Source organism: Pseudoalteromonas sp. ASV78 (assembly GCF_047806705.1).
Classification (GTDB): Bacteria; Pseudomonadota; Gammaproteobacteria; order Enterobacterales; family Alteromonadaceae; genus Pseudoalteromonas; species Pseudoalteromonas prydzensis_A.
The window spans coordinates 46,643-72,962 of record NZ_JBLOPA010000001.1 but is presented as its reverse complement, the minus strand read 5'-3'; the positions used below and the strand labels follow the sequence as shown (position 1 = coordinate 72,962).

Annotated in this window: 21 protein-coding genes; 7 read left to right on the top strand and 14 right to left on the bottom strand. The window is 41.3% G+C overall.

All coding sequences use genetic code 11. The features are described 5' to 3' along the window. Nucleotides 1-56: 56 nt before the first annotated feature. Both ptsP and rppH read right to left on the bottom strand, forming a co-directional pair. Nucleotides 57-2,330, bottom strand: a complete 2,274-nt coding sequence (ptsP, locus tag ACMVDV_RS00285; RefSeq protein ID WP_304182183.1) for a phosphoenolpyruvate--protein phosphotransferase — start codon at nucleotides 2,328-2,330, stop codon at nucleotides 57-59. Between the two features lie 17 nt (nucleotides 2,331-2,347). Continuing rightward, the gene (rppH, locus tag ACMVDV_RS00280; protein WP_016709776.1) at nucleotides 2,348-2,869 is read right to left on the bottom strand and encodes an RNA pyrophosphohydrolase; all 522 of its coding nucleotides are present in this window, start codon (nucleotides 2,867-2,869) and stop codon (nucleotides 2,348-2,350) included. Between the two features lie 427 nt (nucleotides 2,870-3,296). Between rppH and mutH the strand changes: the two genes are divergently transcribed. After that, on the top strand, nucleotides 3,297-3,968 hold the full coding sequence (gene mutH / locus ACMVDV_RS00275) for a DNA mismatch repair endonuclease MutH (RefSeq protein ID WP_416156795.1): 672 nt from the start codon (nucleotides 3,297-3,299) through the stop codon (nucleotides 3,966-3,968). A 288-nt stretch (nucleotides 3,969-4,256) separates the two neighbouring features. Here the strand turns inward: mutH and eno are convergent, their stop codons facing one another. From eno to rlmD, 5 genes are all read right to left on the bottom strand, one after another. Further along, nucleotides 4,257-5,555, bottom strand: a complete 1,299-nt coding sequence (gene eno / locus ACMVDV_RS00270; protein ID WP_335677272.1) for a phosphopyruvate hydratase — start codon at nucleotides 5,553-5,555, stop codon at nucleotides 4,257-4,259. A gap of 111 nt (nucleotides 5,556-5,666) precedes the next feature. Continuing rightward, on the bottom strand, nucleotides 5,667-7,301 hold the full coding sequence (locus ACMVDV_RS00265; protein WP_304182790.1) for a CTP synthase: 1,635 nt from the start codon (nucleotides 7,299-7,301) through the stop codon (nucleotides 5,667-5,669). Between the two features lie 138 nt (nucleotides 7,302-7,439). After that, a complete protein-coding gene (gene mazG, locus ACMVDV_RS00260; RefSeq protein ID WP_416156794.1) occupies nucleotides 7,440-8,237 on the bottom strand; it encodes a nucleoside triphosphate pyrophosphohydrolase in 798 nt (265 codons plus the stop codon). Nucleotides 8,238-8,245: 8 nt separating this feature from the next. After that, entirely contained in the window at nucleotides 8,246-10,402 is a 2,157-nt protein-coding gene (gene relA, locus ACMVDV_RS00255) for a GTP diphosphokinase (RefSeq protein WP_304182793.1), read from the bottom strand. Nucleotides 10,403-10,410: 8 nt separating this feature from the next. Further along, on the bottom strand, nucleotides 10,411-11,736 hold the full coding sequence (gene rlmD / locus ACMVDV_RS00250) for a 23S rRNA (uracil(1939)-C(5))-methyltransferase RlmD (RefSeq protein WP_416156793.1): 1,326 nt from the start codon (nucleotides 11,734-11,736) through the stop codon (nucleotides 10,411-10,413). A 98-nt stretch (nucleotides 11,737-11,834) separates the two neighbouring features. Here rlmD and barA point away from each other — a divergent pair, with 98 nt between their 5' ends. Further along, nucleotides 11,835-14,606 carry a two-component sensor histidine kinase BarA gene (gene barA, locus ACMVDV_RS00245; protein WP_416156792.1) on the top strand — a complete coding sequence of 924 codons (2,772 nt, stop codon included), beginning with the start codon at nucleotides 11,835-11,837 and terminating at the stop codon, nucleotides 14,604-14,606. On the opposite strand, the gene ACMVDV_RS00240 is transcribed toward barA, so the two are convergent. Beyond that, on the bottom strand, nucleotides 14,603-15,532 hold the full coding sequence (locus tag ACMVDV_RS00240) for a hypothetical protein (protein WP_416156791.1): 930 nt from the start codon (nucleotides 15,530-15,532) through the stop codon (nucleotides 14,603-14,605). The genes barA and ACMVDV_RS00240 overlap by 4 nt on opposite strands. A gap of 134 nt (nucleotides 15,533-15,666) precedes the next feature. On the opposite strand from ACMVDV_RS00240, the gene ACMVDV_RS00235 reads away from it, so the two are divergent. After that, nucleotides 15,667-16,134: a YcxB family protein gene (locus tag ACMVDV_RS00235; protein ID WP_304182799.1), complete on the top strand. Its 468-nt coding sequence runs from the start codon at nucleotides 15,667-15,669 to the stop codon at nucleotides 16,132-16,134. Between the two features lie 26 nt (nucleotides 16,135-16,160). Here the strand turns inward: ACMVDV_RS00235 and csrA are convergent, their stop codons facing one another. From csrA to ACMVDV_RS00210, 5 genes are all read right to left on the bottom strand, one after another. After that, nucleotides 16,161-16,352 carry a carbon storage regulator CsrA gene (gene csrA / locus ACMVDV_RS00230; protein WP_004587515.1) on the bottom strand — a complete coding sequence of 64 codons (192 nt, stop codon included), beginning with the start codon at nucleotides 16,350-16,352 and terminating at the stop codon, nucleotides 16,161-16,163. A 604-nt stretch (nucleotides 16,353-16,956) separates the two neighbouring features. Then, nucleotides 16,957-19,557: an alanine--tRNA ligase gene (gene alaS, locus ACMVDV_RS00225; protein ID WP_416156790.1), complete on the bottom strand. Its 2,601-nt coding sequence runs from the start codon at nucleotides 19,555-19,557 to the stop codon at nucleotides 16,957-16,959. A 19-nt stretch (nucleotides 19,558-19,576) separates the two neighbouring features. Further along, entirely contained in the window at nucleotides 19,577-20,029 is a 453-nt protein-coding gene (locus ACMVDV_RS00220) for a regulatory protein RecX (RefSeq protein ID WP_192541582.1), read from the bottom strand. Nucleotides 20,030-20,040: 11 nt separating this feature from the next. Then, nucleotides 20,041-20,829: a BPSS1780 family membrane protein gene (locus ACMVDV_RS00215; RefSeq protein ID WP_416156789.1), complete on the bottom strand. Its 789-nt coding sequence runs from the start codon at nucleotides 20,827-20,829 to the stop codon at nucleotides 20,041-20,043. A 78-nt stretch (nucleotides 20,830-20,907) separates the two neighbouring features. Continuing rightward, the gene (locus ACMVDV_RS00210; RefSeq protein ID WP_304182121.1) at nucleotides 20,908-21,531 is read right to left on the bottom strand and encodes a GTP cyclohydrolase II; all 624 of its coding nucleotides are present in this window, start codon (nucleotides 21,529-21,531) and stop codon (nucleotides 20,908-20,910) included. A 476-nt stretch (nucleotides 21,532-22,007) separates the two neighbouring features. On the opposite strand from ACMVDV_RS00210, the gene yghU reads away from it, so the two are divergent. Both yghU and ACMVDV_RS00200 read left to right on the top strand, forming a co-directional pair. Next, nucleotides 22,008-22,847 carry a glutathione-dependent disulfide-bond oxidoreductase gene (gene yghU, locus ACMVDV_RS00205; RefSeq protein ID WP_416156788.1) on the top strand — a complete coding sequence of 280 codons (840 nt, stop codon included), beginning with the start codon at nucleotides 22,008-22,010 and terminating at the stop codon, nucleotides 22,845-22,847. Nucleotides 22,848-23,070: 223 nt separating this feature from the next. Next, a complete protein-coding gene (locus tag ACMVDV_RS00200; RefSeq protein ID WP_064666452.1) occupies nucleotides 23,071-23,454 on the top strand; it encodes a hypothetical protein in 384 nt (127 codons plus the stop codon). Between the two features lie 35 nt (nucleotides 23,455-23,489). On the opposite strand, the gene ACMVDV_RS00195 is transcribed toward ACMVDV_RS00200, so the two are convergent. Next, nucleotides 23,490-25,412: an alpha/beta hydrolase family protein gene (locus ACMVDV_RS00195; RefSeq protein WP_416156787.1), complete on the bottom strand. Its 1,923-nt coding sequence runs from the start codon at nucleotides 25,410-25,412 to the stop codon at nucleotides 23,490-23,492. Between the two features lie 152 nt (nucleotides 25,413-25,564). On the opposite strand from ACMVDV_RS00195, the gene ACMVDV_RS00190 reads away from it, so the two are divergent. Then, nucleotides 25,565-25,693 (top strand): hypothetical protein, encoded by a 129-nt coding sequence (locus tag ACMVDV_RS00190; protein WP_416156786.1) that lies wholly within the window; start codon nucleotides 25,565-25,567, stop codon nucleotides 25,691-25,693. Nucleotides 25,694-25,846: 153 nt separating this feature from the next. Next, nucleotides 25,847-26,275 carry an OsmC family protein gene (locus ACMVDV_RS00185; protein WP_416156785.1) on the top strand — a complete coding sequence of 143 codons (429 nt, stop codon included), beginning with the start codon at nucleotides 25,847-25,849 and terminating at the stop codon, nucleotides 26,273-26,275. Nucleotides 26,276-26,320: the final 45 nt, after the last annotated feature.

Genomic DNA, 26,320 nt, shown 5'->3' with positions numbered 1-26,320 from the left:
TATCTTAAATGTTATATGCATATATTAATCGATTATATCGGATCTTTACAGCACTATTAAGAAGCCTGATTTGGGGTATAAAATAATTCCCCCAATTGATGTTCAATCATAAAGTTACGGGTGAGCCTAAGCACTTGTTTTGCAGTAGATTGTGCTAAACACTCAGCCAACAATGCTTCCATATCGCTGGCTTTTAACCGCCTTAACACCCACTTAACTTTACTTAATGATGAGTAGTTCATACTCAAACGTCGATAACCCATCGCAATTAGCAGTATTGCACCTTCTGGATCGCCACCTAACTCACCACACAAACTAAATGACATTTCATGTTGCTGGCACTCTTTTGCAACTTTTTGCAGTACCCGTAATACCGCTGGGTGATAGGGATTAAATAAATCAGCAACACGGGCATTTGAGCGATCAACTGCGAGTAAATATTGCGTTAAATCGTTACTCCCGACAGAGCAAAAATCTACTTTTTTAGCCCATTCTGGCAGCATAAAAACACTTGATGGTACTTCTAACATAACGCCAATCTCTGGGCGTTCAATCGCTTGCTCTGGGTATTGCTCTGCAAGTTCAAAATAAGCTTGTTCTAACAATGCTAACGATTCGTCAACTTCTTCGGTACCGCTTATCATTGGCAGCATAATTTTTAAATTACCTAAGCCAATATTTGCTTTAACCATGGCTTTGAGCTGATCTAAAAATATCTCGGGGTGATCCAATGTGACACGAATACCCCGCCAGCCTAAAAATGGGTTTTCTTCTGTAATATCAAAGTAATCCAATGCTTTATCACCACCTATATCGAGTGTGCGCATTACTACTGGTTCAGGGTGGTAACTGGCTAATACTTCGCGGTACCAATTTTCTTGCTCTATCTGTGATGGAAACTGGCCTTTTTGCATAAACCAAGCTTCAGTTCGGTATAGCCCAACACCATCACAAACTTTTGTATTAGCTTTTTCGGTATTGAGATCCAAACCCGCATTGAGCAACAAACTAATATGTTCGCCATCTAATGTCACCGCATCGCACTCTTGCTCAGCCATAAACTTATCATTCAGTAGGCTTTCTTGATGCTGTAGTTGTAAGTATTCAGCTTGTAGCATTTGCGAAGGCGAAATATACAATCGCCCTGCATAGGCATCCAAAATCATTTCTTTACCATCAAACTGCAACAGCGGTAAATCTTCAATGCCCCAAATTGCCGGGATCCCCATGGCGCGAGTTAAAATTGACGCATGACTATTAGCTGCACCGTTAACACTCACCACCCCGACCAAGTGCCCTTTGGGTACTTCTGCAAGCATTGCTGGGGTTAAGGTATTAGCGATAAGTACGGTATCTTTGGGGTAACTTTTTACTGCGTGCTCAGTATTAACCAGATGATGCAACACGCGCAAGCCAATGTCTTTCACATCAACCGCACGCTCTTTGATATAAGGGTCTTGCATAGCATTGAATTGCGAAATTAAGCGCTCAATGACAATTTTCAAGGCACTTTTTGCACACCAGCCTTCTTGCAGCTGTGCTTCAACATTTTGCCCTAAACTTTTCGCGTCGAGTAATTGCTGATACACATCAAACACTGCCAACGCTTCTTTAGGGATAGAATCGCTAAGCGTCATCGACAAAGTATTAAATTCTTTGCGTGTAGCAGCTACCGCTTGAGTAAATAAGCGGCGCTGCTCAGTGCCGTTTTCGTCTTTTTTTAATTCGATAGACTTAAAATCAAGTTTCGGCAGAATAACAAAAGCCTGCCCTATCGCAATCCCTGGCGCACTTGAAACCCCTTTTAGCACCGAGGTTTGATGGGAGAATTCATCTTGGCGTAGTATTTCTTTAATTTCAGCATGCGCTAATTGTGACGCAAGTTGCGCAGATAATGTAATTAAGAAAGACTCTTCATCTTGACTAAATACCCGGGCAATTTTTTGTTGCACAACAATAACGCCCAGCACTTTTTTTTGATGAACTACAGGTACAGACAAAAATGCGTTGAAGCCTTCTTCGTTAACTTCAGGTGAGAGTTTAAAACGCGGGTGAGATTTGGCAAAGGCGATATTTATAGGCTCTTCTCGTTGCGCAACTAAGCCAACAAGGCCTTCGGTAAAACCGATTCTAAATTTACCAACCGCAGCAGGGTTTAGCCCTCTGGTGGCCATTAATACGAAATTATCTTGACTGTAATCAGCAAAATAAATGGAGCAGCACTCAGTTTTCATGGCATCTTTCACCATTTCAACAAAACATGCTAGCGCACTATCCAAACTCGCTTGTTGCGAAACGGACTCGGCAATAGCTCTGAGTGTAGCCAGCATAATACTGCTCCTTTATATTATTTACCTTTGTGGCGCCAAGTATCTTTAGGCTGTTCACGTTTATTAAAAGGCATCGCAAAAGGTGCAAATTCTTTCATAACACGACGATAAACATCGCGCTTAAACGATACAACTTGCCTCACCGGATACCAATAACTTACCCAGCGCCAATCATCAAACTCAGGATGATGTGTTTTCAGTAAGTTTACATCTTCGTCTTTACAACGCAGTTTCAGTAAAAACCATTTTTGCTTTTGCCCAATACACACCGGACTAGAGTCTCGGCGGATCAAACGCTTGGGCAATTTATAACGTAACCAATGTTTTGAACTTGCGACAATTTCTACATCTTCAGGGCGCAAGCCGACTTCTTCGTGTAATTCACGGAACATGGTCTGCTCTGCTGTTTCGCCACTATCAACACCACCTTGAGGAAATTGCCAAGAATGCTGACCATAACGTCTGGCCCAAAAGACCTGTCCCTGATTATTGCAAATTACAATTCCGACATTGGCACGAAAACCTTCGGCATCAATCACCTTAGTGCCTCATTTGTAAGTCGATTTTTAATGATTGTTCCACATTACCTGCAATACGGCAAACAATATTCAGAGTTTTACGCATCTTACTCACAGCTTGTGCATAACTTTAGTTTATACAGCTCATTTTGCAAACAAATCCACAATAGCAGATCTAATAACTTGCCTTTTCCACAGTTTCTGTGGATAACATTGTTCATAGTTCTGTATTTATCCCAACAAGTTTTCAACATAGCTTAAAGGCTTTGCAAATTTAATAGTTAAAAATCATTAAATTCAATACATTAAGCCTAAAGTCAGCAAACTTCACCGTGTCTAAAAACACAGCAAACTATCACTGAACAAAAAACACCCAAACGCAAAGATATCCACGGTTAAACTCTTTTGCTATCATGAGTAGTGAATTTATACAACTAAATAACCCCCTATGAAACCGATAAAACCACATTCAATCAATGAATTAATGCAACGTGTTAGCAACATTGCAGGACTGACATTAGGCCAATTAGCAAGTCATTATCAGTTTAAAACACCGGAGCATTTATTAAAGGAAAAGGGCTGGACCGGGCAATTGATTGAATATGCATTAGGGGCAACAGCAGGCTCGAAACCCACGCCCGATTTTGAAGAACTTGGCATAGAGTTAAAAACCTTACCAATTTCATATAAAGGTAAACCGCTAGAGACTACTTTTGTGTCGGTTACACCGCTTTTAAATGTTACCGGTATGACATGGCAGCAAAGTAATGTGCGCAAAAAGCTCAATCATGTCTTGTGGCTGCCCATATTAGGCGAGCGCGACATTGTGCCATTTGATCGAACCATTGGCAGTGGCTTTTTATGGCAACCCTCAGCAGAGCAAGATGCGCAGTTACAACGGGACTGGGAAGAGCAAATGGAGCTGATTGCACTGGGTCGTGTTGATGAGATCTCAGGGCATTTAGGGGATGCGATGCAAATTCGCCCAAAAGCCGCTAACAGCCGTATCGTCACCGACGCCATTGGCCCTAATGGGCAAATTATTAAAACCCTACCCCGTGGTTTTTATTTAAAAACCAGCTTTACCGCAGAGATTTTAAAACAGCAGTTTCAACTGTAATTTTCTCAAGCGTCAGAAAAACGCGCAAGCAAACCACCGTGTTCTTAAAACAAAAATCCCCGCATTTGCGAGGATTTTTAAAAAGCTTAAATCATATTCTTAGCAAAGAATTACTGACCTTTTACTTCTTTAAGACTGAAGTAATGGCGGTGCTTTTGCGCCTAATTGTTCTTCGCTTCATAGTAGTAATTGGTTTCTATACGTCGCTTGCTATTCTTTTTCAAAAACAAAAAATCCCCGCAGTTGCGAGGATTTTTTTAAAGTTTAAATCATATTCTTAGCAAAGAATTACTGACCTTTTACTTCTTTTAAGCCGTTGTACGGTGCTTTAGCGCCTAATTGCTCTTCGATACGAAGCAATTGGTTATACTTAGCTACACGATCAGAGCGGCTCAATGAACCTGTTTTAATTTGACCTGCCGCAGTACCTACTGCTAAATCGGCAATTGTTGAATCTTCAGTTTCGCCTGAGCGATGAGAGATAACAACCGTAAAACCAGCGTCTTTAGCCATTTTGATTGCAGCTAACGTTTCAGTTAGTGAACCAATTTGGTTAAATTTAATTAAGATTGAGTTAGCAATACCGTTGTCGATACCACGCTTTAAGATCTTAGTATTGGTTACGAATAAATCGTCACCCACTAATTGGATCTTGTCGCCAAGTAATTTTGTTTGGTGTGCAAAACCATCCCAATCTGACTCATCAAGACCATCTTCAATCGATACGATTGGGTATTGCTCAGTCAAATCTTTAAGGAAATAGTTAAACTCTTCAGAAGTGAACTTTTTACCTTCGCCTTTAAGGTCGTAGATATTTGCTTCTTTGTCATAAAACTCAGAGGCAGCACAGTCCATAGCAAGTGTAATGTCTTTACCAAGCTCGTAGCCTGCATTAGCAACAGCAACTTTAATTGCTGCAAGTGCCGCTTCGTTTGAAGCAAGGTTTGGTGCAAAGCCACCTTCATCACCAACGGCTGTTGAATGACCGTCTGCTTTAAGTACTTTGGCAAGGCTATGAAATACTTCAGCGCCCATACGTAGGCCTTCACGGAAGTTAGCTGCGCCAACTGGCTGGATCATAAACTCTTGAATATCTACAGAGTTATCAGCATGCTCACCACCATTGATGATATTCATCATTGGTAACGGCATAGAATAAACACCTGGCGTACCGTTTAGGTCAGCAATGTGCTCATAAAGTTCTACTTTTTTAGATTGTGCAGCGGCTTTAGCTGTTGCAAGTGATACAGCTAAGATTGCATTGGCACCTAGTTTTTCTTTGTTTTCAGTACCATCTAAATCAAGCATAATTTGGTCAACCGTGCTTTGCGCAAGCGCACTTTGACCTTCTAATGCACTGTTAATTTCATTATTAATAAAACCAACAGCCTTTAATACACCTTTACCTAAATAACGTGCTTTATCACCATCACGTAATTCTAGTGCTTCGCGAGTACCTGTTGATGCACCCGATGGTGCAGCAGCGCGACCCCAAGAACCGTCAGCTAAATGTACATCAGCTTCGACAGTTGGGTTACCACGCGAGTCCATAATTTCGCGACCGATCACTTTTACGATATTTGACATCTTGATTCCTCTTTTCCCAAAATGGTGAGTCTACTCCGACTTTATTAATTATCCTTAATGCCGTCGGCTTTAAAAACAAATAAGCCGTGCATAGAGCACGGCTTATTCACATTACGATGACGCTTTTTGATGAGTATGCGCAGCGGCAACAAACCCTTCAAACAACGGATGACCATCGCGTGGTGTTGAGGTGAATTCCGGATGGAATTGAGCCGCAATAAACCACGGGTGATCTTTATTCTCGATGATCTCAACTAGTTTCTTATCTTCCGATAGACCAGTGAAACTCAAGCCAGCTTTTTCAAGCTGCTCAACAAAATTATTGTTTACTTCGTAACGATGACGATGACGTTCAACAATTTCATCACTACCATATACTTCACGTACTTTTGAGCCTGGTGTTAAATGACATTTTTGTGCGCCTAAACGCATAGTGCCACCTAAATCAGATTTTTCGCTACGTGTTTCAATGTTACCTTCCGCATCTAGCCATTCAGTGATCAAACCAACCACAGGGCTTGACGAATTAGCATTAAATTCGGTTGAATTTGCATCAGTTAAGCCGGCAACATTACGTGCATACTCAATTAGCGCAACTTGCATACCTAAACAGATACCAAGGTAAGGTACTTTGTTTTCGCGAGCATATTGAGCGGCTAAAATTTTACCTTCAACACCACGACCACCAAAACCGCCTGGTACTAAAATAGCATCAAGATTAGCAAGTAGCTCAGTGCCTTTACTTTCTAAATCTTGCGAATCAACATATTGAATATTAACTGTTAAACGGTTTTTAAGGCCGGCATGTTTCAATGCTTCGTTTACAGATTTATAAGCATCTGGTAACTCAATGTATTTACCAACCATACCGATAGTCACTTCACCCGTTGGGTTTGACTCTTGGTATAACACTTGTTCCCATTCAACTAAATCTGCTTCTGGGCAATCAAGGTGGAAGCGACGACATACAAAATTATCAAGCTCTTGCGATTTTAACAGCGCAGGAATTTTGTAAATGCTGTCTACATCTGGTAATGAAATAACTGCTTTTTCTTCAACGTTAGTGAAAAGAGCAATCTTCGCACGTTCGTTGTTTGGTAATTTACGATCTGAACGACAGATAAGAATGTCTGGCTGAATACCAATTGAGCGTAATTCTTTTACAGAATGCTGAGTTGGTTTAGTTTTCACTTCACCCGCAGGGCCTAAGAATGGCACTAACGTTAAGTGAATAAACAATGCGCGCTCACGGCCAATCTCTGTGCCAAGCTGACGAATTGCTTCTAAGAATGGTTGTGACTCAATATCACCAACCGTGCCACCAATTTCAACGATTGCCACATCATGGCCTTCTGCACCGTCATAAACACGTTGCTTAATATCGTTGGTAATATGTGGAATTACCTGAATTGTTGCACCAAGGTACTCACCACGACGCTCACGACGCAGCACATCTTCATATACACGACCTTGTGTGAAGTTGTTACGGCTTGTCATTTTAGTACGGATGAAACGTTCATAGTGACCTAAATCAAGGTCGGTTTCAGCACCGTCTTCGGTGACAAATACTTCACCATGTTGAATTGGGCTCATTGTGCCTGGGTCAACGTTGATGTAAGGATCCAGCTTTAAAATGGTAACATTTAAACCGCGGGCCTCTAATATAGCTGCCAACGATGCTGCTGCAATACCTTTACCCAACGAGGAAACAACCCCGCCGGTAACGAAGATAAATTTTGTACTCATGCGAACCCTAGAATATCAGGAATTAAAAGGAAAAATATAGAATCAAGACGGGGCGAAATTATAGCAAAGGCACTGCCATCAATCCAGTGAAAGTTAGCAATTCTCTGCACAAAAAATGCACTCAGAGTCTATCCTTATTTACACTGGCTTTTTTATCGCTTCCCACGCGGCGTCCATTTGTTCGAGCGTTGCAGTATCCAGTGACTGCCCTCGCTCGGCTAAATATGCTTGAACTTTTTCAAAACGTACTGAAAATTTATCATTTGCGGCACGTAATAGCTGCTCTGGATCACGTTTAATATGCCGCGCCACATTAACCGTCGCAAATAATAGATCGCCCACTTCTTCGGCGCTGTGCGCTGAATGCGGATCAACCGCGAGTGCTTCTTTTACTTCATCAACTTCTTCGGCCACTTTATCTAATGCACCATGATAACTTGGCCAATCAAAGCCGAGCCCTGCAACTCGTTGCTGAATTTTTTTAGCTTTGCTCAAGCTAGGTAAATTCGCGGGTATATCCTGCCACAATGAGCTGGTATGTGGCACAACCTTAGCTGCCCGCTCTTGCGCTTTTATCGCTTGGTATTGCTCACTGAGTTGTTGATCTGTTAAGGCTTGTTGCTCACTAAATACATGCGGGTGACGGCGCACTAACTTACTATTAAGGCCTGCCACTACATCATTAAAATCAAATAACCCTTGCTCGTTAGCCAATTGCGCATAAAAAATCACTTGAAAGAGCAAATCTCCTAGCTCGTTCTGCAGCTCACTAAAATCACCTTTTTCTATGCAGTCTGCAACTTCGTATGCTTCTTCTAAAGTATGCGGCACGATTGATTTAAAATCTTGTTTTATATCCCACGGACAGCCGGTATCGGGATCACGTAACTTAACCATAATCGCCAATAACTCAGCTAATGTATTTTGATGTTTCATACTACTCTCTAGTGGCTGCGCTTGGCTTCATGTACACCTTCAATTTGATGCAACTTGGATAATAGCCGATTGGTGCTTGATAAATCATGCACTTCAACTTGCATAGTAAATAGCGCTAATTGACGGTCGTCCACGGTTTCCATATTCAGATTCAGCACATTGACCTTTTCATTTGCCAGTACTGAGCTGATGTCGCGAATAAGCCCTGCTCTATCGCTGGCTTCAATTTTAATTGCCAACGCGTAAGAGCCGTTAATTTCGTCTGACCAGCTAACCGCGACGACCCGTTCAGGGTGCTGCGACTTTAGATTGGTAAATGAATCACAATCCTCACGGTGCACAGCAATACCACGTCCTTGGGTGATATAGCCGATGATCTGCTCGCCTGGTACTGGGCGGCAACACTTAGCCACGTGACTCATTAAACTGCCTACCCCATCAACCACGATGCCGTTTTTATCACCACTGCTTTTAGTGGGGTTTTTAAAGCGGATCACCGGCTCGTCATCAGAGCGGTCCGTTATAAAGTTTAGCAGCTGATTTAAACGCACATCGCCTGCGCCAATTGCGACCATTAAGTCATCTAGCTCTTTAAAGTTATAACGCGAAATCGCCGGTTCTAGATGCTTATAGGTAAGATCGAGTTTTTGTAATTCATTATCAAGAATTTCTTTGCCAGCACTGAGGTTTTTATCACGGTCGAGTTGTTTAAACCAATGGTGTATTTTCGCTCGAGCCCGAGATGATTTAATATAACCCAGTGATGGATTTAACCAGTCGCGACTCGGGTTAGGTTGTTTTTGGGTTAAAATTTCAACCTGATCACCGGTATGCAATTGATGGGTAAATGGCACTATTTTGCCAAATACTTTGGCGCCAATACAACGATGCCCCACATTCGAGTGAATATAATAAGCAAAATCCAGTGGCGTTGCGCCCAGCGGCAAATCAAAAATATCGCCTCGCGGGGTAAAAATATAAACGCGATCTTCAACCACTTGATTTTTTAGCTCTTCGGCTAAATCGCTGCCATCAACTACTTCTTCTTGCCATTGCAATAATTTACGCAACCAGCTAATTTTTTGCTCGTAACCAGAACCACGTCCTGGCAACGCGCCTTCTTTATACATCCAGTGCGCAGCAACACCAAGTTCGGCGTCTTGGTGCATGGCATGAGTGCGAATTTGAATTTCAACGGTTTTGCCTTCTGGGCCAAACACTACGGTGTGAATTGATTGGTAGCCATTTTGTTTAGGGGTGGCAATATAATCATCAAATTCTTTATTCAGGTGACGCCAGTTAGTGTGCACAATGCCCAGCGCACCGTAACAATCTTGCAGTTCATCAACGACAATACGCATGGCGCGAATATCAAACAGCTGATCAAACTCGTAATTTTTTTGCGCCATTTTTTTATAAATGCTGTAAATATGTTTTGGCCGACCATAGACCTCACCTTTGATACCTGCTTGAGCAAGTTTGTTTTTAACTTGTTCAACCATATCGACCATATAGGCTTCACGACCGAGTCGTTTGTCATCTAATTGCTTGGCAATATTCTTATAAACATCTGGGTGTAGGTAACGAAACGCTAAATCTTCCAGCTCCCACTTTAATTGACCAATCCCTAAACGATTAGCAAGTGGCGCAAAAATATCTGCGGTTTCTTTTGCCGCAATAACGCGCTCTTCTTCACTGGCGTTTTTAACATCACGTAAATGACATACTTGCTCTGCTAGTTTGATTACAACAGCACGTACATCCTCAACCATAGCTAATAACATACGCCGTATGTTATCAACTTGAACGGTGCCGGTGCCTTGATGAGCCAAAGTGCTAATAGTCGCCATTTGCGCAACACCTGTTAATAGCGTTGCCACATGATTACCCATCACATCAGTGACTTTTTCAATATCAATCAGATCAGCTAAAAAGCATGGCGTAATATACGCTGTCGCTAAGGTATCTGCGTCGAGGTTCATTTCCACCAAAATTTCGACCATTTCCATGGCAATATTTTGTTGCTGATGATTGTGCAGCTCAGCGCAAAGGGTGTTCGCTTTAGTTAATAACTCGCATTTTTCTTGCGTTAAGTTCAGTAAACCAAGTCGTGTGCTGAAATCACCCGGTTTGTCGTGCTGGTGTGATTGCCGAGTAGCTACCATAATGCGCTCTACCTCCTTTGAAATAACGCCATTGTTTCAATATGCCCGGTGTGCGGGAACATATTCATTAGCCCAATTTTTTCAAGTGAAAATGCAGCTTGCGTAATAATTGCGCTGTCACGGGCTAAAGTCACAGGATCGCAAGAAACATATAAAATCGTTTTAAATTGCTCAAGAGGCAGTTGCTCTAAAATAGCTATGGCACCAGTACGTGAAGGATCGAGTACTAATATATCCAATTCTTTATTAAACCACGGTGCATGCTGCATGTTTTGTGTTAAATCAAAACAATGAAAATGAGCATTGGCTATATGGTTAGTTTGCGCATTTTGTGTCGCCATTGCAACCGCAGAAGCGACTCCTTCGACACCAACCACCGTTTTTGCGTTGTTTGCCAGCGCTAACGAGAAGTTACCAATCCCGCAAAATAGGTCGAGCACTTGCTCATTCCCATTTAAGTTAAGCCAATCAACCGCTTGAGATAACATAGCCTGATTAACCTGCGCATTCACTTGAATAAAGTTCTCCAAGCCAAAAGCAAATTTTAAACCAAGTTCAGGTAACTGATAAAATGGCATCGCTAAGTGGTCATGGTTAATTTGTTGGGTTTCACCCTGCCAAATGATTTGCCACTGATGGGTTAATCCCAGTTCTACAATGGTGCTTTTTAATTTATCACTAATGGTTTTAGTATGGCGGATCACCACAAAATTTTGCTCATCCGCCTGACATAATTGTATATGGCTGACACTGCGAAGTTCATTGTATTGATTTAACAGTTCATCAAATACAGTGAAAATATCTGCAAACGCTTCACTTAATACCGCGCAGTGTTGCACGCTTACTATTTGTTTAGAGCCTTGCGCGCGATAGCCTACACGCATTTTTTTTGCGGTTTTATCAAACATCACCGCTAACCGCGCACTGCGACGGTAATGTGTTGATTCGCTCAATAACGGGGCTTGCCAGTTCATTGCATCAAGCTTGGCGAACTTGGCAAACAACTGGCTCACCGCTAATTGCTTTTCAACTAATTGCTGATCAAGACGCAAGTGTTGCAGTTGGCAACCCCCACATTGTTGATAGTACTCGCAAAATGGTTTTACTCTGGCATCACTCGGGTGTTCAACTTTTAATGTTTTAGCAGCACTATAGCGGGCTTTATCTTCGGTTAATTTGGCTTTAACCGTTTCGCCTGTCAATGCCCCGCTGACAAAGCACACTTTATTATTGTGTTTGGCAATGCCCCGACCTTGATGATCCATGCCGGTAATGGCTAACGTTAACGACTGCCCAGAAAGGGTTTTCTTTTTTGCTTGGAAAAACTGCGCCATCGGGCAACACCTTAAATATTGATTCTACGAGGGTGATTGATTACTAGCTTATAAGTATATACTCTTTAACTAACTAATAATGATAACAACGTTCACTTATGACTAAACTTGGTTTGCGCGACTCAGTTTTAACGCTAACACTCATTCCCACAGTGATTATCGGATTACTCCTTGGCGGCTATTTTACAATAAATCGTTACATTGAGCTTGATGAAATTTTATATCAGCAAGGCACCACTATTTCTGAGCCACTTTCAATCGCCATTGAACAACCATTACTAGCAAAAAATAAGCAGTTGCTTAACCGTTTGATCAGCCACGCGCATAATAAACATTCTCCAGCAATTAAAACCATCGCCATTTTTGACGAGCATAATGAACTGGTATTAACCAGTAATTACCACCGTGACTTTGATGATTTAATGCATACTGAACACTTACAAGTAGGTAAAAATACGCAAGTAGTCACCAGCAATCAGCTTATTACTTTTTTCACGCCAATCATCAATCACTCTACTCCAGATGCACAGTGGAACAACGCCGCCTTTCAAACATCCCTTGGCACTGTGGTTATCCAGCTCAATAAAGATCAAGCCATTATTGGTCAACAACAAGCATTATTAGTCAGCGGCATTGTGATCATTTTGGCCTTAGTACTGGCCGCTATTCTAGCCATCAGGCTGAGTCACATGTTTATGAACCCGTTAAATAAGTTAGTACTCGCTACCGATAGGTTAATTGAAGGAAAAAGGGAAACTGGCCTAACCGCGCCAATGATGGGCGAGTTTGAGTTATTACGCCAAGGTCTTAACACCATTTCAGATACTATGGTGATGCAAAAAGATGAAATGCAAAAGCACATTGATCAAGCAACCAGTGATTTACGCGAATCATTAGAACTATACGAAACACAAAATATTCAGCTTAGTATTGCTAAAACCGATGCCCAAGATGCCAACCGCGTAAAGTCTGACTTTTTGGCAAAAATGAGTCACGAACTGCGCACGCCGCTTAATGGGGTGATCGGCTTTACCCGACAATTACATAAAACACCGCTGAATAAACATCAAAAAGATTACCTCGATACCATTGAGCTCTCAGCAAATAGCTTAATGACTATCATCAGTGATATTTTAGATTTCTCTAAGCTTGAAGCTGGCGCCATGGAACTTGAGTCTATCCAGTTTCAACTGCGCGATACCATCAATGAAGTGCTAACCTTACTTGCCCCAAGCGCACATGAGAAACAGCTTGAGCTATCAATTTATATCAATGCGCAGGTGCCAGATAACATTACTGGCGATCCAACTCGCTTTAAACAAGTGCTGATCAACCTGATCAGCAATGCCATTAAATTCACCGAAAAAGGGGCAATCAAAATCGATGTTGGCCATCGTTTACTTGATGAAGAACGTACCTCTATTTTGGTGTCAGTGACGGACACAGGTGTCGGTATCCCGATGGATAAACAAGATGCTCTGTTCACTCCATTCGGCCAAGCTGATTCCAGTATTACCCGTAAATTTGGTGGCACAGGGTTAGGCCTTATCATCACCAAACACATTGTTGAAAATATGGGTGGCCGGATCACCTTAAACTCAGCACCGGGTAGTGGGACCTGTTTTACCTTTAATAGTGTGTTTAGATTGCCAAGTCATAGCTATACCAGCGACCTGCCAAGTAAATCCCTCGTTAATAAGCGTATTTTATACCTAGAACCGCACGAGCATACCCATCATGCCGTACTCTCGTTGCTGACCGAATGGCAAACTCAAGTTACTGCATGCTTTGATCAAGAAAGCTTTTTACAAGAGCTCAATAAAGAGTTTAATTACGATATTTGCATTATTGGTCACGTGGCCGCTGTTGACGAAATGCAACGATTAAAAAGCTATATCAAAGCAGTCCGAGAATCGACCGACTACCTGTACTTAATGCTTAATTCGGTATCGCATAATATGCGCGAAGCGTATATTGGCTGTGGTGCAGATGCCTGTTTGAGTAAACCACTTAATCACCGTAAACTCTGTGAAGTGCTTGCCGCGCCGTATCGACTCGATCATCCCGTGCATAATATTGAAGAAAATGACGAAAAATTATTACCGCTAAAAGTATTAGTGGTTGATGATAACGACGCCAATTTAAAGTTAATTTGTACTTTACTAGAAGAACAGATTGAAACTATTGATACCGCTCATAATGGCTCACAAGCCTATAGCTTGAGCAAAAGCCATAAGTACGACATTATCTTTATGGATATTCAAATGCCTATTATGGACGGTATTACCGCCTGTAAACTGATCCTCGAATCATCCTTAAACGAAGATACGCCTATTATTGCAGTCACAGCACATGCCTTAGCGGGTGAAAAAGAGCAACTGATCACCGATGGCTTTAAAGGTTATTTAACTAAGCCTATTGATGAAGATATGCTGAAGCAAATTATTAGTGATCACAGCCACAGCCCACAATCACCGCTGCGACGTGATAAAAGTCGTAATGATTTAGTGACTCTTGAGCCACCATTTATCAGCACCTCATTAGATTGGCCTTTAGCCTTACAACGTGCCGGCGGCAAAAACGAGTTAGCGCTTGAAATGCTCAATATGTTGTTACTGAGTGTGCCTGAAACCTTACGTCTGCTTGAAGAAGCAACCAATAACCAAGATTGTGAGCATGTGCTAAGTATTATTCATAAATTTCACGGTGCCTGTTGCTACACGGGTGTTCCGAAGTTAAAAGCGCTTGCAGAGGCACTGGAAACCGCATTAAAAGGTGATTGTGATTTAAGTTATATTGAGCCTGAACTATTTGAGTTGCAAGACGAACTTAACAACCTAATAAGCGATGCTGGCTTGGTCGAACATTAACGGCACTGTTGCTCAAGCGGTTTACCACTTTTTAAGCTACTGATCTGCCATGTTACAGTGGCATTTTGTTGTGCCAGCGCGACTTTAGCAATATCACTGACCATGTAATCACCTGGCACATTAAGCCTTGTTAAGTTGTTTGCTAAAGGCTGCTGACAATACGGGCCAGTATCGCCGTGGATCACTAAAACGGGCTTTTTCACCGTGCTCGCAAACTCGCGTATGGCATCTCGGTAAACTTTAAAACCATCACATGCTTGCTGTAGCGCTGCGCTGCATGCTGGCTGATCAGTTTGATGTGTGTAAATATCAGCTTGAAAAGCAATAACATACCCTTTAGCGGTTGGGTTTGCTTGTGCCAACCACTGCAGGTTATTTGCATCTCTTGCATCGGCTTGTTGATAAGCAAGCTGTTTATCACTGTTCAGTATCTGCCTGCGACCATTATGCGTGCCGGCAATATGCAGCGTGATAAATTCCACACCTGCGAACTGCCAACGGGCATTTTCTGCCATGCTTGCTTGGCGCTTAAATTGTTCCAGTTGTTTGGCTTTTTCTAGGTATGCGCGGTCGTACATTAAGCTTTTTAAAAATACTAAGCGCTCTAATTCATCATAGCGAGGCGTTAAATTCGCTCTATCACAATCAGTCCATTCATTATCACCTGGGGTATAAATAAATGGTTGTGTGGTTAAAGCACTCAACAACTGTTTATTTTTTGTCAGCAACTCATTTGTACAAGGCTCAGCCCCTGATTTTATATCGCCGACATGGAGTAAAAAAGCATGTTCCGTGGTATTTATTTTACTGCCTAAAATTCCCTTCGGCGCTAAATTTAGTGCATCTATTGGGGTATACGGCATATCCCCCATTACCAAAAATGCATTACTAGACAACGCCCAGGTTAAACCAATAAAACTCAACATCGCTCCCCTCACCCACAAATAGTAAAACGCTATATTAAGCTCTCATAGTAACAAACAAATGAACACCTAAAAAAACGGCTTTTTGCGACTAAGCTTGCTAAAATAACTGCACAGTAATCCTGAATTAATTAATCATGTCATTTAGCACCACTTATACATTAGATAAGCCCTATTTTTACGAATGTTTTGATGAGTCTCTGCCTTACAGCGCGCAGGCAAAGCCAAAATATGTTTTTTTAGTATTATTGGTTAGTTTGGGACTAACGGCTATTTATTGGTTAGAAAAACACTACTTAGGTAATTTTTTGATTATGGCTGCGGTGCTTGAATGCGTGGCATTTTATTATCGCAGGCCTTGGTGGGTAACGCGGCAAATGCTCAGTCGCGCATCGGGGTCAGAAGCGACTTTAAGCATAGATAAAGAAGGCTTCAAGAGTGTTAACCCGCATAAGAGCTACCAGCTAGCGTGGCAAGATATCGATGAAGTGATTTTTACTCCTCGCGGTATTATTTTAAAAAGCCGCCGCGGTATGCAGTATATTTCAAATAGCGTACTGAATGATGAGATAATTGCATACATAAAAAAAAGAGCCACTAAATAGTGGCTCTTTCATATCAATTAAATTGATTAAGCATTGCCCGGATTCGGGTTAGACTTTTCAGCTTGAATACGCATGTAAATTTCTTCACGATGTACTGAAACGTCTTTAGGTGCATTAACACCAATACGTACTTGATTTCCTTTAACACCTAGTACAGTGACAGTTACTTCGTCACCAATCATTAGGGTTTCACCTACTCGACGAGTTAGTATTAGCATTCTCTTGCTCCCGTATTCCAATAAATTAAAAGATTCCGCGTTTGTATCTTAAAGAAAATAAAGCTTAAAAGTAAGTAAAAACTCTAAATCGATTCATTTTCTGTTAAAAAAACTCTTTGTAATGCACCTATTGCCAATTCTAAGTCTGTTTCATCTATACAAACTAACATTTTAATATCAGATATTAACTTAATACCTGTTTACGTTAACCCATAAAAACATACTTACTGCACTAGGATGTGATCCCGTACTCACTGCCACAACAGGGTTTTAGCAACTAAGTAACCACCAGAAATCTCTTTACAATTAATATAATGGTGATTATCGCTCAATACTTCAAGTGGTTGCTAAAAATCTTTATCCACACTGTAAAGCATAGTCTATTTTTTCATATACAAGAAAAAGTCGATAGCCAATAAAAAACAACTGTGGTGTGTTTTAAGCTGAACTCTGGATAATAAATCTATCTCCAGCGGCTCTTTTCAACGCTAACTGTGTTGAATTTAGTAAGTGATTTAATCGCTTTGAAGCACACTGAGTATAAACACCTTAGAAGGCTCAATTGAGCCTCCAAGGTGTGCAACTAAAAAGTGCGCTAATACGCTTACGTACGCTCGGTTAACCAAGCCGTTACACTATCAAGTGCCGAGCTTAAGTTTTGTGGCTCTGAGCCACCCGCTTGCGCCATATCAGGACGACCACCGCCTTTACCACCCACTTGTGATGCCATGTGATTTACCAGCTCACCGGCTTTCACTTTGCCAGTTAGGTCTTTCGTGACACCGGCAATTAAACTTACTTTGTCGCCATCAGCTACGCCTAAAGCAATCACACCTGAGCCAATCTTGTTCTTAAGATCATCAACCATACCACGTAAGGCTTTTGATTCAGTGCCTTCAACATTAGCAACCAGTAGTTTAACACCATTAATTTCAACAACTGAATCAAGCAATGAAGCGCCCGCTGCACTTGCTAGTTTATCGTTAAGCTGAGCAATCTGCTTTTCTAAACCTTTTGCTTTTTCAAGCAAGGCAGTTACTTTTTCAAGTACTGATGCGCTGTCGCCTTTTACAAGCGCTGCAACGTCGTTTAGGTGTTGTTCTTGCTCGCTAACGTAGGCAATTGCGTCTGCGCCTGTTACCGCTTCAATACGGCGTACACCGGCTGCAATTCCACTCTCTGATACGATTTTAAATAAACCAATATCACCAGCACGGTTTACGTGAGTACCACCACACAATTCGATAGAGTAATCGCCAATAGTTACTACGCGCACTTCGTCATCATATTTCTCACCAAATAACGCCATAGCGCCTTTTTCTTTGGCTGCATCAATGGCCATCAACTCAGTGTTTAAGGCAAAGTTACGACGTATTTCGTCATTAACAACGCGCTCAATTTCACGTAGTTCAGCTTTAGTCACCGCTTCAAAATGTGAAAAGTCAAAACGTAAACGTTCAGGGTCAACCAATGAACCTTTTTGTGATACGTGTTCACCTAATAACTGGCGCAGTGCTTCGTGAAGAATATGCGTTGCCGTGTGGTTCTTTTTAACACGGTCACGACGCGCATCATCAATACTCGCTTCCACCTTATCGTTGACACCAATACGGCCCATTACAGTACCGTGATGTGCAAAGGCATTACCAAGCTTTGTCGTATTAGTTACTGTAAACTCACCACCGGCTACTGTTAATGTGCCGGTGTCGCCAACTTGGCCACCAGATTCTGCGTAAAACGGGGTGCGATCTAGTACCACAATGCCTTGTTGGCCATCTTCAAGTACAGATACAGCTTCGCCCTGTGCGAACATTTCAATCACAGTACCGCTATAATGCGTTGCGTCATAGCCTTTAAAATCAGTGTGTTTATCAGATTTTAATTGTTGGTTGTAGTCGGCACCAAATTTACCGGCTTGCTGCGCTGTTTTGCGCTGCACAGCCATGCACTGTTGAAAACCTTCTTCATCAATGCTCATAAAACGCTCACGCGCTACATCAGCGGTTAAATCAGCAGGGAAACCATAGGTGTCATAAAGTTTAAAGACTAACTCACCCGGGATCACATCGCCGGTTAAATCAGTCAAACTTTCTTCTAAGATAGCTAAACCACGCTCAAGGGTTTTACCAAATTGTTCTTCTTCGATACGCAGTACTTTTTCGATGATTTCTTGCTGTTTTGCAAGCTCAGGGTACGCTTGACCCATTTGCTCGATTAATGCGGCAACTAACTTATAGAAGAACGAACCTTTTGCGCCAAGTTTGTTACCGTGGCGTACAGCACGACGAATAATACGGCGCAGTACATAACCACGGCCTTCGTTTGATGGCATCACCCCATCAGAGATTAAAAACGCACATGAACGAATATGATCCGCCACTACGCGTAGTGATTTATCATCCATATCTTGAGCATGGGTAATTTCTGCTGCCGCTTTAATTAAGCCTTGGAATAAATCGATTTCGTAGTTTGAATGCACGCCTTGTAAAATTGCAGCAATACGCTCAAGACCCATACCTGTATCAACCGACTGCTTAGGAAGTGGCTCCATCGTACCGTCGCTTTGACGGTTGTATTGCATAAATACTAGGTTCCAAATTTCAATGAAACGATCGCCATCTTCTTCAGGTGAGCCTGGAGGGCCGCCCCAAATATGTTCACCATGATCATAAAAGATTTCAGAACACGGACCGCATGGGCCAGTGTCACCCATTGACCAAAAGTTATCTGACGTAGCAATACGGATAATACGATCTTCAGCTAAGCCAATATCTTGTGACCAGTAGTTAAAGGCTTCTTCATCATCATGATAAATCGTAACTAAAAGCTTTTCTTTAGGCAGCTTTACTACCTCAGTTAAAAATTCCCACGCAAACTTAATCGCGTCTTGCTTAAAGTAATCGCCAAAGCTGAAGTTACCTAACATTTCAAAAAATGTATGGTGGCGCGCTGTATAGCCTACGTTTTCTAAATCATTATGCTTACCACCGGCACGCACACAACGTTGTGAGCTAGTTGCGCGGTTATAAGGGCGGCTTTCTGCGCCTAAAAATACATCTTTAAATTGCACCATGCCGGCGTTATTAAATAATAACGTCGCATCGTTACCCGGAATAAGCGAGCTTGATGGAACAATTTGGTGTTGTTTAGAGGCAAAAAAGTCTAAAAACTGTTGCCTGATCTGTGCGGTAGTCATGTGCTGCATGTGAACGTCTCACCCATTTTTACTGTGCTTGCATTGCAAAATCAATTTGTTCGTAACTGAACCCTCGATACATTAAGTAGCGCACGCGCTTAGCTTTTTCTTTGTGATCGAAGTCGTCCTGTGAATTTGAATATTTCTTTAAATACGCATCCTGCGCTAATTGAAACCAATCTATTGCAAATGATTCAATGACACTTTCTAACAGTGTGCGGTCAATCCTTTTCGCCATGGCTTCACTTTGTATCCGTTTTAAGCCATGTTTTTTAGCAATATGGCGACGTACAAACCCTTCAATATAGCGCTGCTCATTAATAAAGTTGTGCTCTTCGCACCAGTCTAATAAAGCCTCGATAAATTCCGGCGTCGCCTGTTTTTGCTGTAATTTTAGTGTTAACTCTCGGCGCGAATATTCTTGGCGGCCGAGTAACCAAAGTACGTAATTTTTTAACTTTTTTTGTAACGCTTCATCCATTTCATCAGCCATTACGCGTCAAAGCGACCGCTGTCATCATTATGCTGCGGCGCTACGGGCTTTGCATCCGCAGGTGGTACAACCGGCATAAATATAGCTTGATAAGAAACAAAAAAGCTAATGTAACAAATCGGCATTAAAACCAACAGCGGCAAGAATGATAAGAACATTGAAAACATCATCAGCACAGCTGCAATCGCGCCATACACACTCAGTGGCGCCATATTATGATAAAACACCATTAATGAGCTTTTCAGTACCTCGAAAATCCGTTTTTGTTGGTTAAAATAAACCAATGGCACAGCGTAAGAGAAAGCGGTTAAATACAGCGATAATGCAATTAAAAACAACGCCAAGTTTGCCATTGAAATGCTGTCAATCACTTGCTGCAAAGCAATATTCGGGTCGACACTTGGGTTGCTCATTATCTCAACAGCTTCTGCAAATAAGCCACTAGCTAATAACGCCATTAGTACGCCAGCCGCCATTTGATAAAGCGCTAAGCGCAGTAACCCCATACGATTACCTTTATTGGTAAACGGTTTTAGGATATCGGCCAGCATAATTTTACCACCTTGCTGCTTGGTGATCACCGCTTGGTAAAAGCCGGCGGTTAAAAATGGTGTAGCTAAGGCAGCTATAATTTGTAAAAAAGGTAGAAATAGCGATAACAAACCAATAATACCGATAAATAAATGCATAAAAATAAAGGTAAAAGGCTGAGTTTTAAAAATAAGCCAGCCTGCTTTAAACCATTTCAGCCCAGCATCGGCCTTAAATACTCGTAATTCAATTGACATACTTGCTCTTAAATTAACAACAAAACACGCCGAGTATAACTCGGCGTTGGATCGGATTACATAGACGACGGCGTAAAATTAAGGTTTTTTAATCTTCTTTATATCTAACATATGTGCACCATGCTTAATTTTCGTCTCTAAGTATGCTTTGTTACCCGCTAAACCAGCTTTTAGATGTGCATGCGTGCCAATCACTGATACCACTTCGATACCTGCATCTTTTAACGCATTCAGCTTTTTAGGGTTGTTAGTCATAAGCTTCACATGAGCCAATCCCATCGCTTCGAGCATCAATACTGCGTCAGAAAAATCACGTAAGTCATCTGCAAAACCTAAATGGTTGTTTGCTTCGTAGGTATTCATACCTTGCGACTGCAATACATAAGCATCAATTTTGTTATACAAACCGATACCACGCCCTTCTTGGCGTAAATAAAGTAAAATACCACCTTGTTGATGCATCATCTCAATGCATTCGTTAAGTTGTTCACCACAGTCACACCGTGATGAGTGAAAAACATCGCCGGTTAAACACTCTGAATGCATGCGAATAAGCGGCACAGATTGCTCACTGTCAGCATTATTAAATACCAAAGCAACGTGCTCTTGACCATCTTTTAAACCGCTAAATGACACGATCTCTGCGGGAATATCACTGTTTTTGCCAACATTAAGCTGGACTCTAGCTCTTACTTGCGCCACGACAAATCCAAATATTAAAAAGTAATGCGATACTAAAATGTGATATTATCACAAAAATGATTTGCATTGAAAATAATACAACATCGCAATGAGTAGTAACTATATTGAGGCAGTTACTAGCAATTCAAGCATTATACCTCAGTTTAGCGCTGGGCTGAATCGGCAATACAGCGCTGCGCTACAAAAACAAATTTTTCGTTGATATTCTGAATCAGCGACACGGATCCGTTAGTATTTATTTCGCTAAAATAATAAGGAGCATTATAAAAACTAGCTATTTACTACTCTGTTTTGCTATTGCTTATCTGGGTTACAGTCTCACCGATGACTCAGCAATTAAAAACCAATTGCCAAGCAATGTTTATTGATTGCGTCATAGTATGAATTGAAATTTAACTTTACTTCCCTTGCCCTTAATGATCAACTAGGATGGATTGTTCGTAATAACATCTATATCCAACGATTGAGGAGTTTTGATGAGTAACAGCGAAAACTATACCCCACCAGCCGTGTGGCAGTGGGATGCAGAAAATGGCGGTGAATGGGCTAAAACAAACCGGCCAATTGCCGGCGCAACTCACCCTCAAGAGCTGCCAGTTGGCGAACATGCTTTACAGCTATATTCTTTAGCAACGCCGAATGGCCAAAAAGTCACAATCATGCTTGAAGAGCTATTAGAGCTTGGCATTACTGCAGCCGAGTATGACGCATTTTTAATTAAAATTGGTGATGGCGATCAGTTTGGCTCAGGCTTTGTAGGCGTTAATCCTAACTCAAAAATTCCAGCATTGATGGATCACAGTACTAACCCAGTTACGCGCGTGTTTGAGTCGGGTGCCATTTTACAGTACTTAGCTGAAAAGTTTGCAGCTCTAGTACCAAGCGATCACACCAGTAAAACTGAATGCCGTAACTGGTTATTTTGGCAAATGGGTTCTGCTCCGTATTTAGGCGGTGGCTTTGGTCATTTTTATGCTTACGCCCCTTATAAAATGCAATACCCTATTGACCGTTTCACCATGGAAGTGAAGCGTCAACTAGACGTATTAAATCGCCATTTAAGCGACCATGACTATATGGCAGGCAGTGAGTATTCAATAGCGGATATTGCGATTTGGCCTTGGTATGGCTCACTGGTACTCGGGGATATTTATGATGCAGCAGAATTTTTAGATGTTGAGTCTTACACTCATGTAATGCGCTGGGCTAAGCAGATTGCGCGTCGCCCTGCGGTTAAACGCGGCCGTCGTGTAAATCGTACTTGGGGACCAGAAGACGAGCAATTAGCTGAGCGCCATAGTAAAAACGACTTTTAGTCACTAAACATAAAAACGCGGCGAGTATAACTAACCGCGTTTTTATTTGTCTCACTAAAAATACTCATATTTAAGCTTTATCAATAACACCTTGAAGCAAAGTCTATAAGCCTCTTCGCACCTTCAATCTTTGCTGTAAAAACAGCATTATAAAAATGTACTAAGACGGTGCATTTTCACACAAACTTAAGTTATCATATTGTTTTAAAGCAAAGGACTACCCATGAAAAAATTAATTATTTTAGCAGCGACTATCGCTGCATTATCAGGTTGCAGTACTTTGGTGCAGATGCGTAATTTTGATGAAAATTTAGTGCCACAAAATGCAAATACAACACATACACAAGAAAGTGTTGGGGAAGCAATTTTACTCGCTTGTAAACAACTTACTTGGAAATGCCGCATACAAGAAACAGGTAAAATACTAGGGGTGTTAGATATTCGTAAACATCAGCTCCGCGTTAATATTAACTATAATGCAGCGCAGTATGACATTGATTATAAAGACTCGATAAACCTAGATTACAACGGTGAAAAAATACATCGCCAATATGTAAATTGGGTAACAAACTTAACCCGTCATATTGATTCAGAATTAGCGAATTAATAATTAAGGCGACCTTTTGGTCGCCTTATTGCTTATTACTCTTTTAAGTGTTTATCAAAAAAATCTAAAAACGCTTGTAAGGTTTGGATCCGATAAGGTTGATACGACAAATAGTGATCGCCATCTTCAAGTTCAATGTAAGTTACATCTTTATCCTCATCATCTAACTCGTCTTCCATTTCACGGCTATGGTAAACAGGCACTATGTTGTCATCACTGCCATGCACAAGTAATACTGGGCGGTTTATTTGTTTGGCATAATTAACCGGCGAGCTCTTTGCCAGCACATCGTCATCTGTACCAAACTGCTTTCTAACAATTTCTTTATTAGTAAAATACCGTGCTTGCCTTACTAAGTGCTCTAAATCACTGACACCTGCAAAGCTTGCTGCACATTTAAAGGTTTCTGGGTGTTTTACTACCGCCATTAATGCTGCATAACCACCATAGCTTGCGCCACCAATACAAATTTTATCTTTGTCTGCGATACCTTGCTCTACAAGCCATAGTGCGCCGTCTTGCAAATCATCTTGCATTGCTTGACCAAACCCTTGCACCGACTGCATTAAAAAATCATAGCCATAGCCACTCGAACCACGAAAGTTAGGTTGTAATACGGCATAACCATGATAGGCCAACAACGCAGTCCAGTAATCAAAGTTGCTGTAATCACGCGCCATTGGCCCACCGTGCGGGAATATAATGGTCGGCAGTTTATCGCCTTTTTTATAGCCAACCGGCAAAGTTAAATAACCTTCAATGGCTAAACCATCACGTGCTTTAAAACTAATGTGCTCTTTGCCGCGGTAAATTGTTTCGTCAATGTCAGGATAAGCTGTGGCAAAAACGGACAGCTCATTGTTTTGCCGATCACCGAGCAAGTAAGTCCCTGAAGTTGAATCCGAACTCATAAACAACACATATTTTTGCTGATCATCACTGGTATTTAAAATATCGACTGAAAATTCTTCTGCGGGTAATACATTACGAATAGCGGTTTGTAAGGCAGCTAAATCAGCATCCCAATATTGCACCCCATCAGGTAACTGTGAATGAGTAAATCCAGCAACTTCACCGGTTTTTGGTGAGTAAAAAATATCACCATCAACATCATATTTATCATCGCTGTAAATTAATTCACGTTTTTTAGTGGTTAAATCAAACTTAAACAACGCGTCTCGGCCATTATGAATCGCTTTGATATAAATAAAGTTAGGGTCTTTATCAAAGCCTAAAATAGCAACACTTTTATCGCTAAACGCACTGTATGCAAATAATGTTTCCCAATCACCTGACTGCTGATGCAAAAGTTCATAACTAAACTTATCATCATCCATTTTCTGGGCAATACGCACATTACCTTGGCGATCAGCTATCCAGTCGACCACACTGCTTCGTGCGCGTTGAACTTTCTTTTTGCGCTGATTATTTAAATCAAGTTCATAAACAGCAGGCATATTTGCCACATCGTAGTCGGCCTGGATCAAGACGGTATCTTTTTTGTGTGGTAAAAAGCTAAGCAGTTGATCTTCAAATTGAGGTTGACGTTCATCACGGCCATAATCTGGTTTTGTTGCTATCTTAATTGATTCATTATTTTTGATGTTGTAGCTATACAGACGTGTCGATGCATATTTAATTCCACCGCGTTGGCGTTTAATATACCGAGCGCCTAGCAGTAATACGTCATCGTTTGCCCAGTTATACCAATCAAAAAAGATAGTATGGTCATCAGATTTTAAAATAGGCTTAAAACTGGCGTCTTTGGTGTTGTAAACCATCAACACCAATTCACCTGCTACATTTCTAACAAAGGCGAGATTTTCACCATTTGGAGAGAGCTGTAAGCGGCTAAATGACTTAAGTGAGGCAAATGATTCAATCGGTAATTTTGTAGCGGATATTGCACTAAAACAAACACTCCACATTACGCATAATATAAGCAGTTTAAATTTCATAGAAAATTCCATTTTTATTTTTGCAACTATCTTAAAAGCAAATAGCTGTTTTTGCTAGTCGTTCGTTTCAACAGAATGATTTGGCCGCTTAAAATGAATTTATCAATCTTCTTTATATGCTGTATACATCACTTGTAATTAAAGGAACTACTATGAAAAACGTATTACGGTTCAACTCCTCACTTAACGGTGAACAAATTACTGATATCGATTTAATTTTAGCTAAGCCAGCGGTCAGTGATGGCCGCTTGTTAATTAGCCATGTCGCTTTCATTTATTAGCCATTCTTATCATCAGTGGATCCGTGTAACTCAACATTCAATACTTTTGTAAACTTGGTGCTTATGTTGCAACAGTCTCTGTAAACCGCCCATTTCGCTATGCAAAGGTGAAATCTTTTCACAGTTAGCGAAATTATTACAAAGGAGATGAGCATGACGATTAAGAAATCAGCACTATCACATTGGTCTGGCGATATAAAGTCTGGTAAAGGCCAAATAAACACCGAAAGTGGCGCTTTAAAAAGCCAACCTTATGGCTTTAATACGCGCTTTGAAGATAAGCAAGGTACCAACCCTGAGGAACTTATTGCTGCTGCGCACAGTGCATGTTTTAGCATGGCACTGTCTGGTGCACTAACAGAAGCAGATTATGTTGCCGATGATATCACCACCAGCGCGGTGGTTAGTTTAGATAAAGTAGATGATGGCTTTGAAGTGAGCCATATTGCGCTGCATGTTGAAGCAAAGATCTCAGGCATTGCTGAGCCAGAGTTTAATAAGCTGTGTGAGCAAACAAAACAAGGTTGCCCAATCTCAAAATTAATGAATGCAGAGATCTCGCTGTCTACGGTACTAAATTAAAGCCTCAAAATTTAACAACGTTAAGCCAAGTAACCATTACTTGGC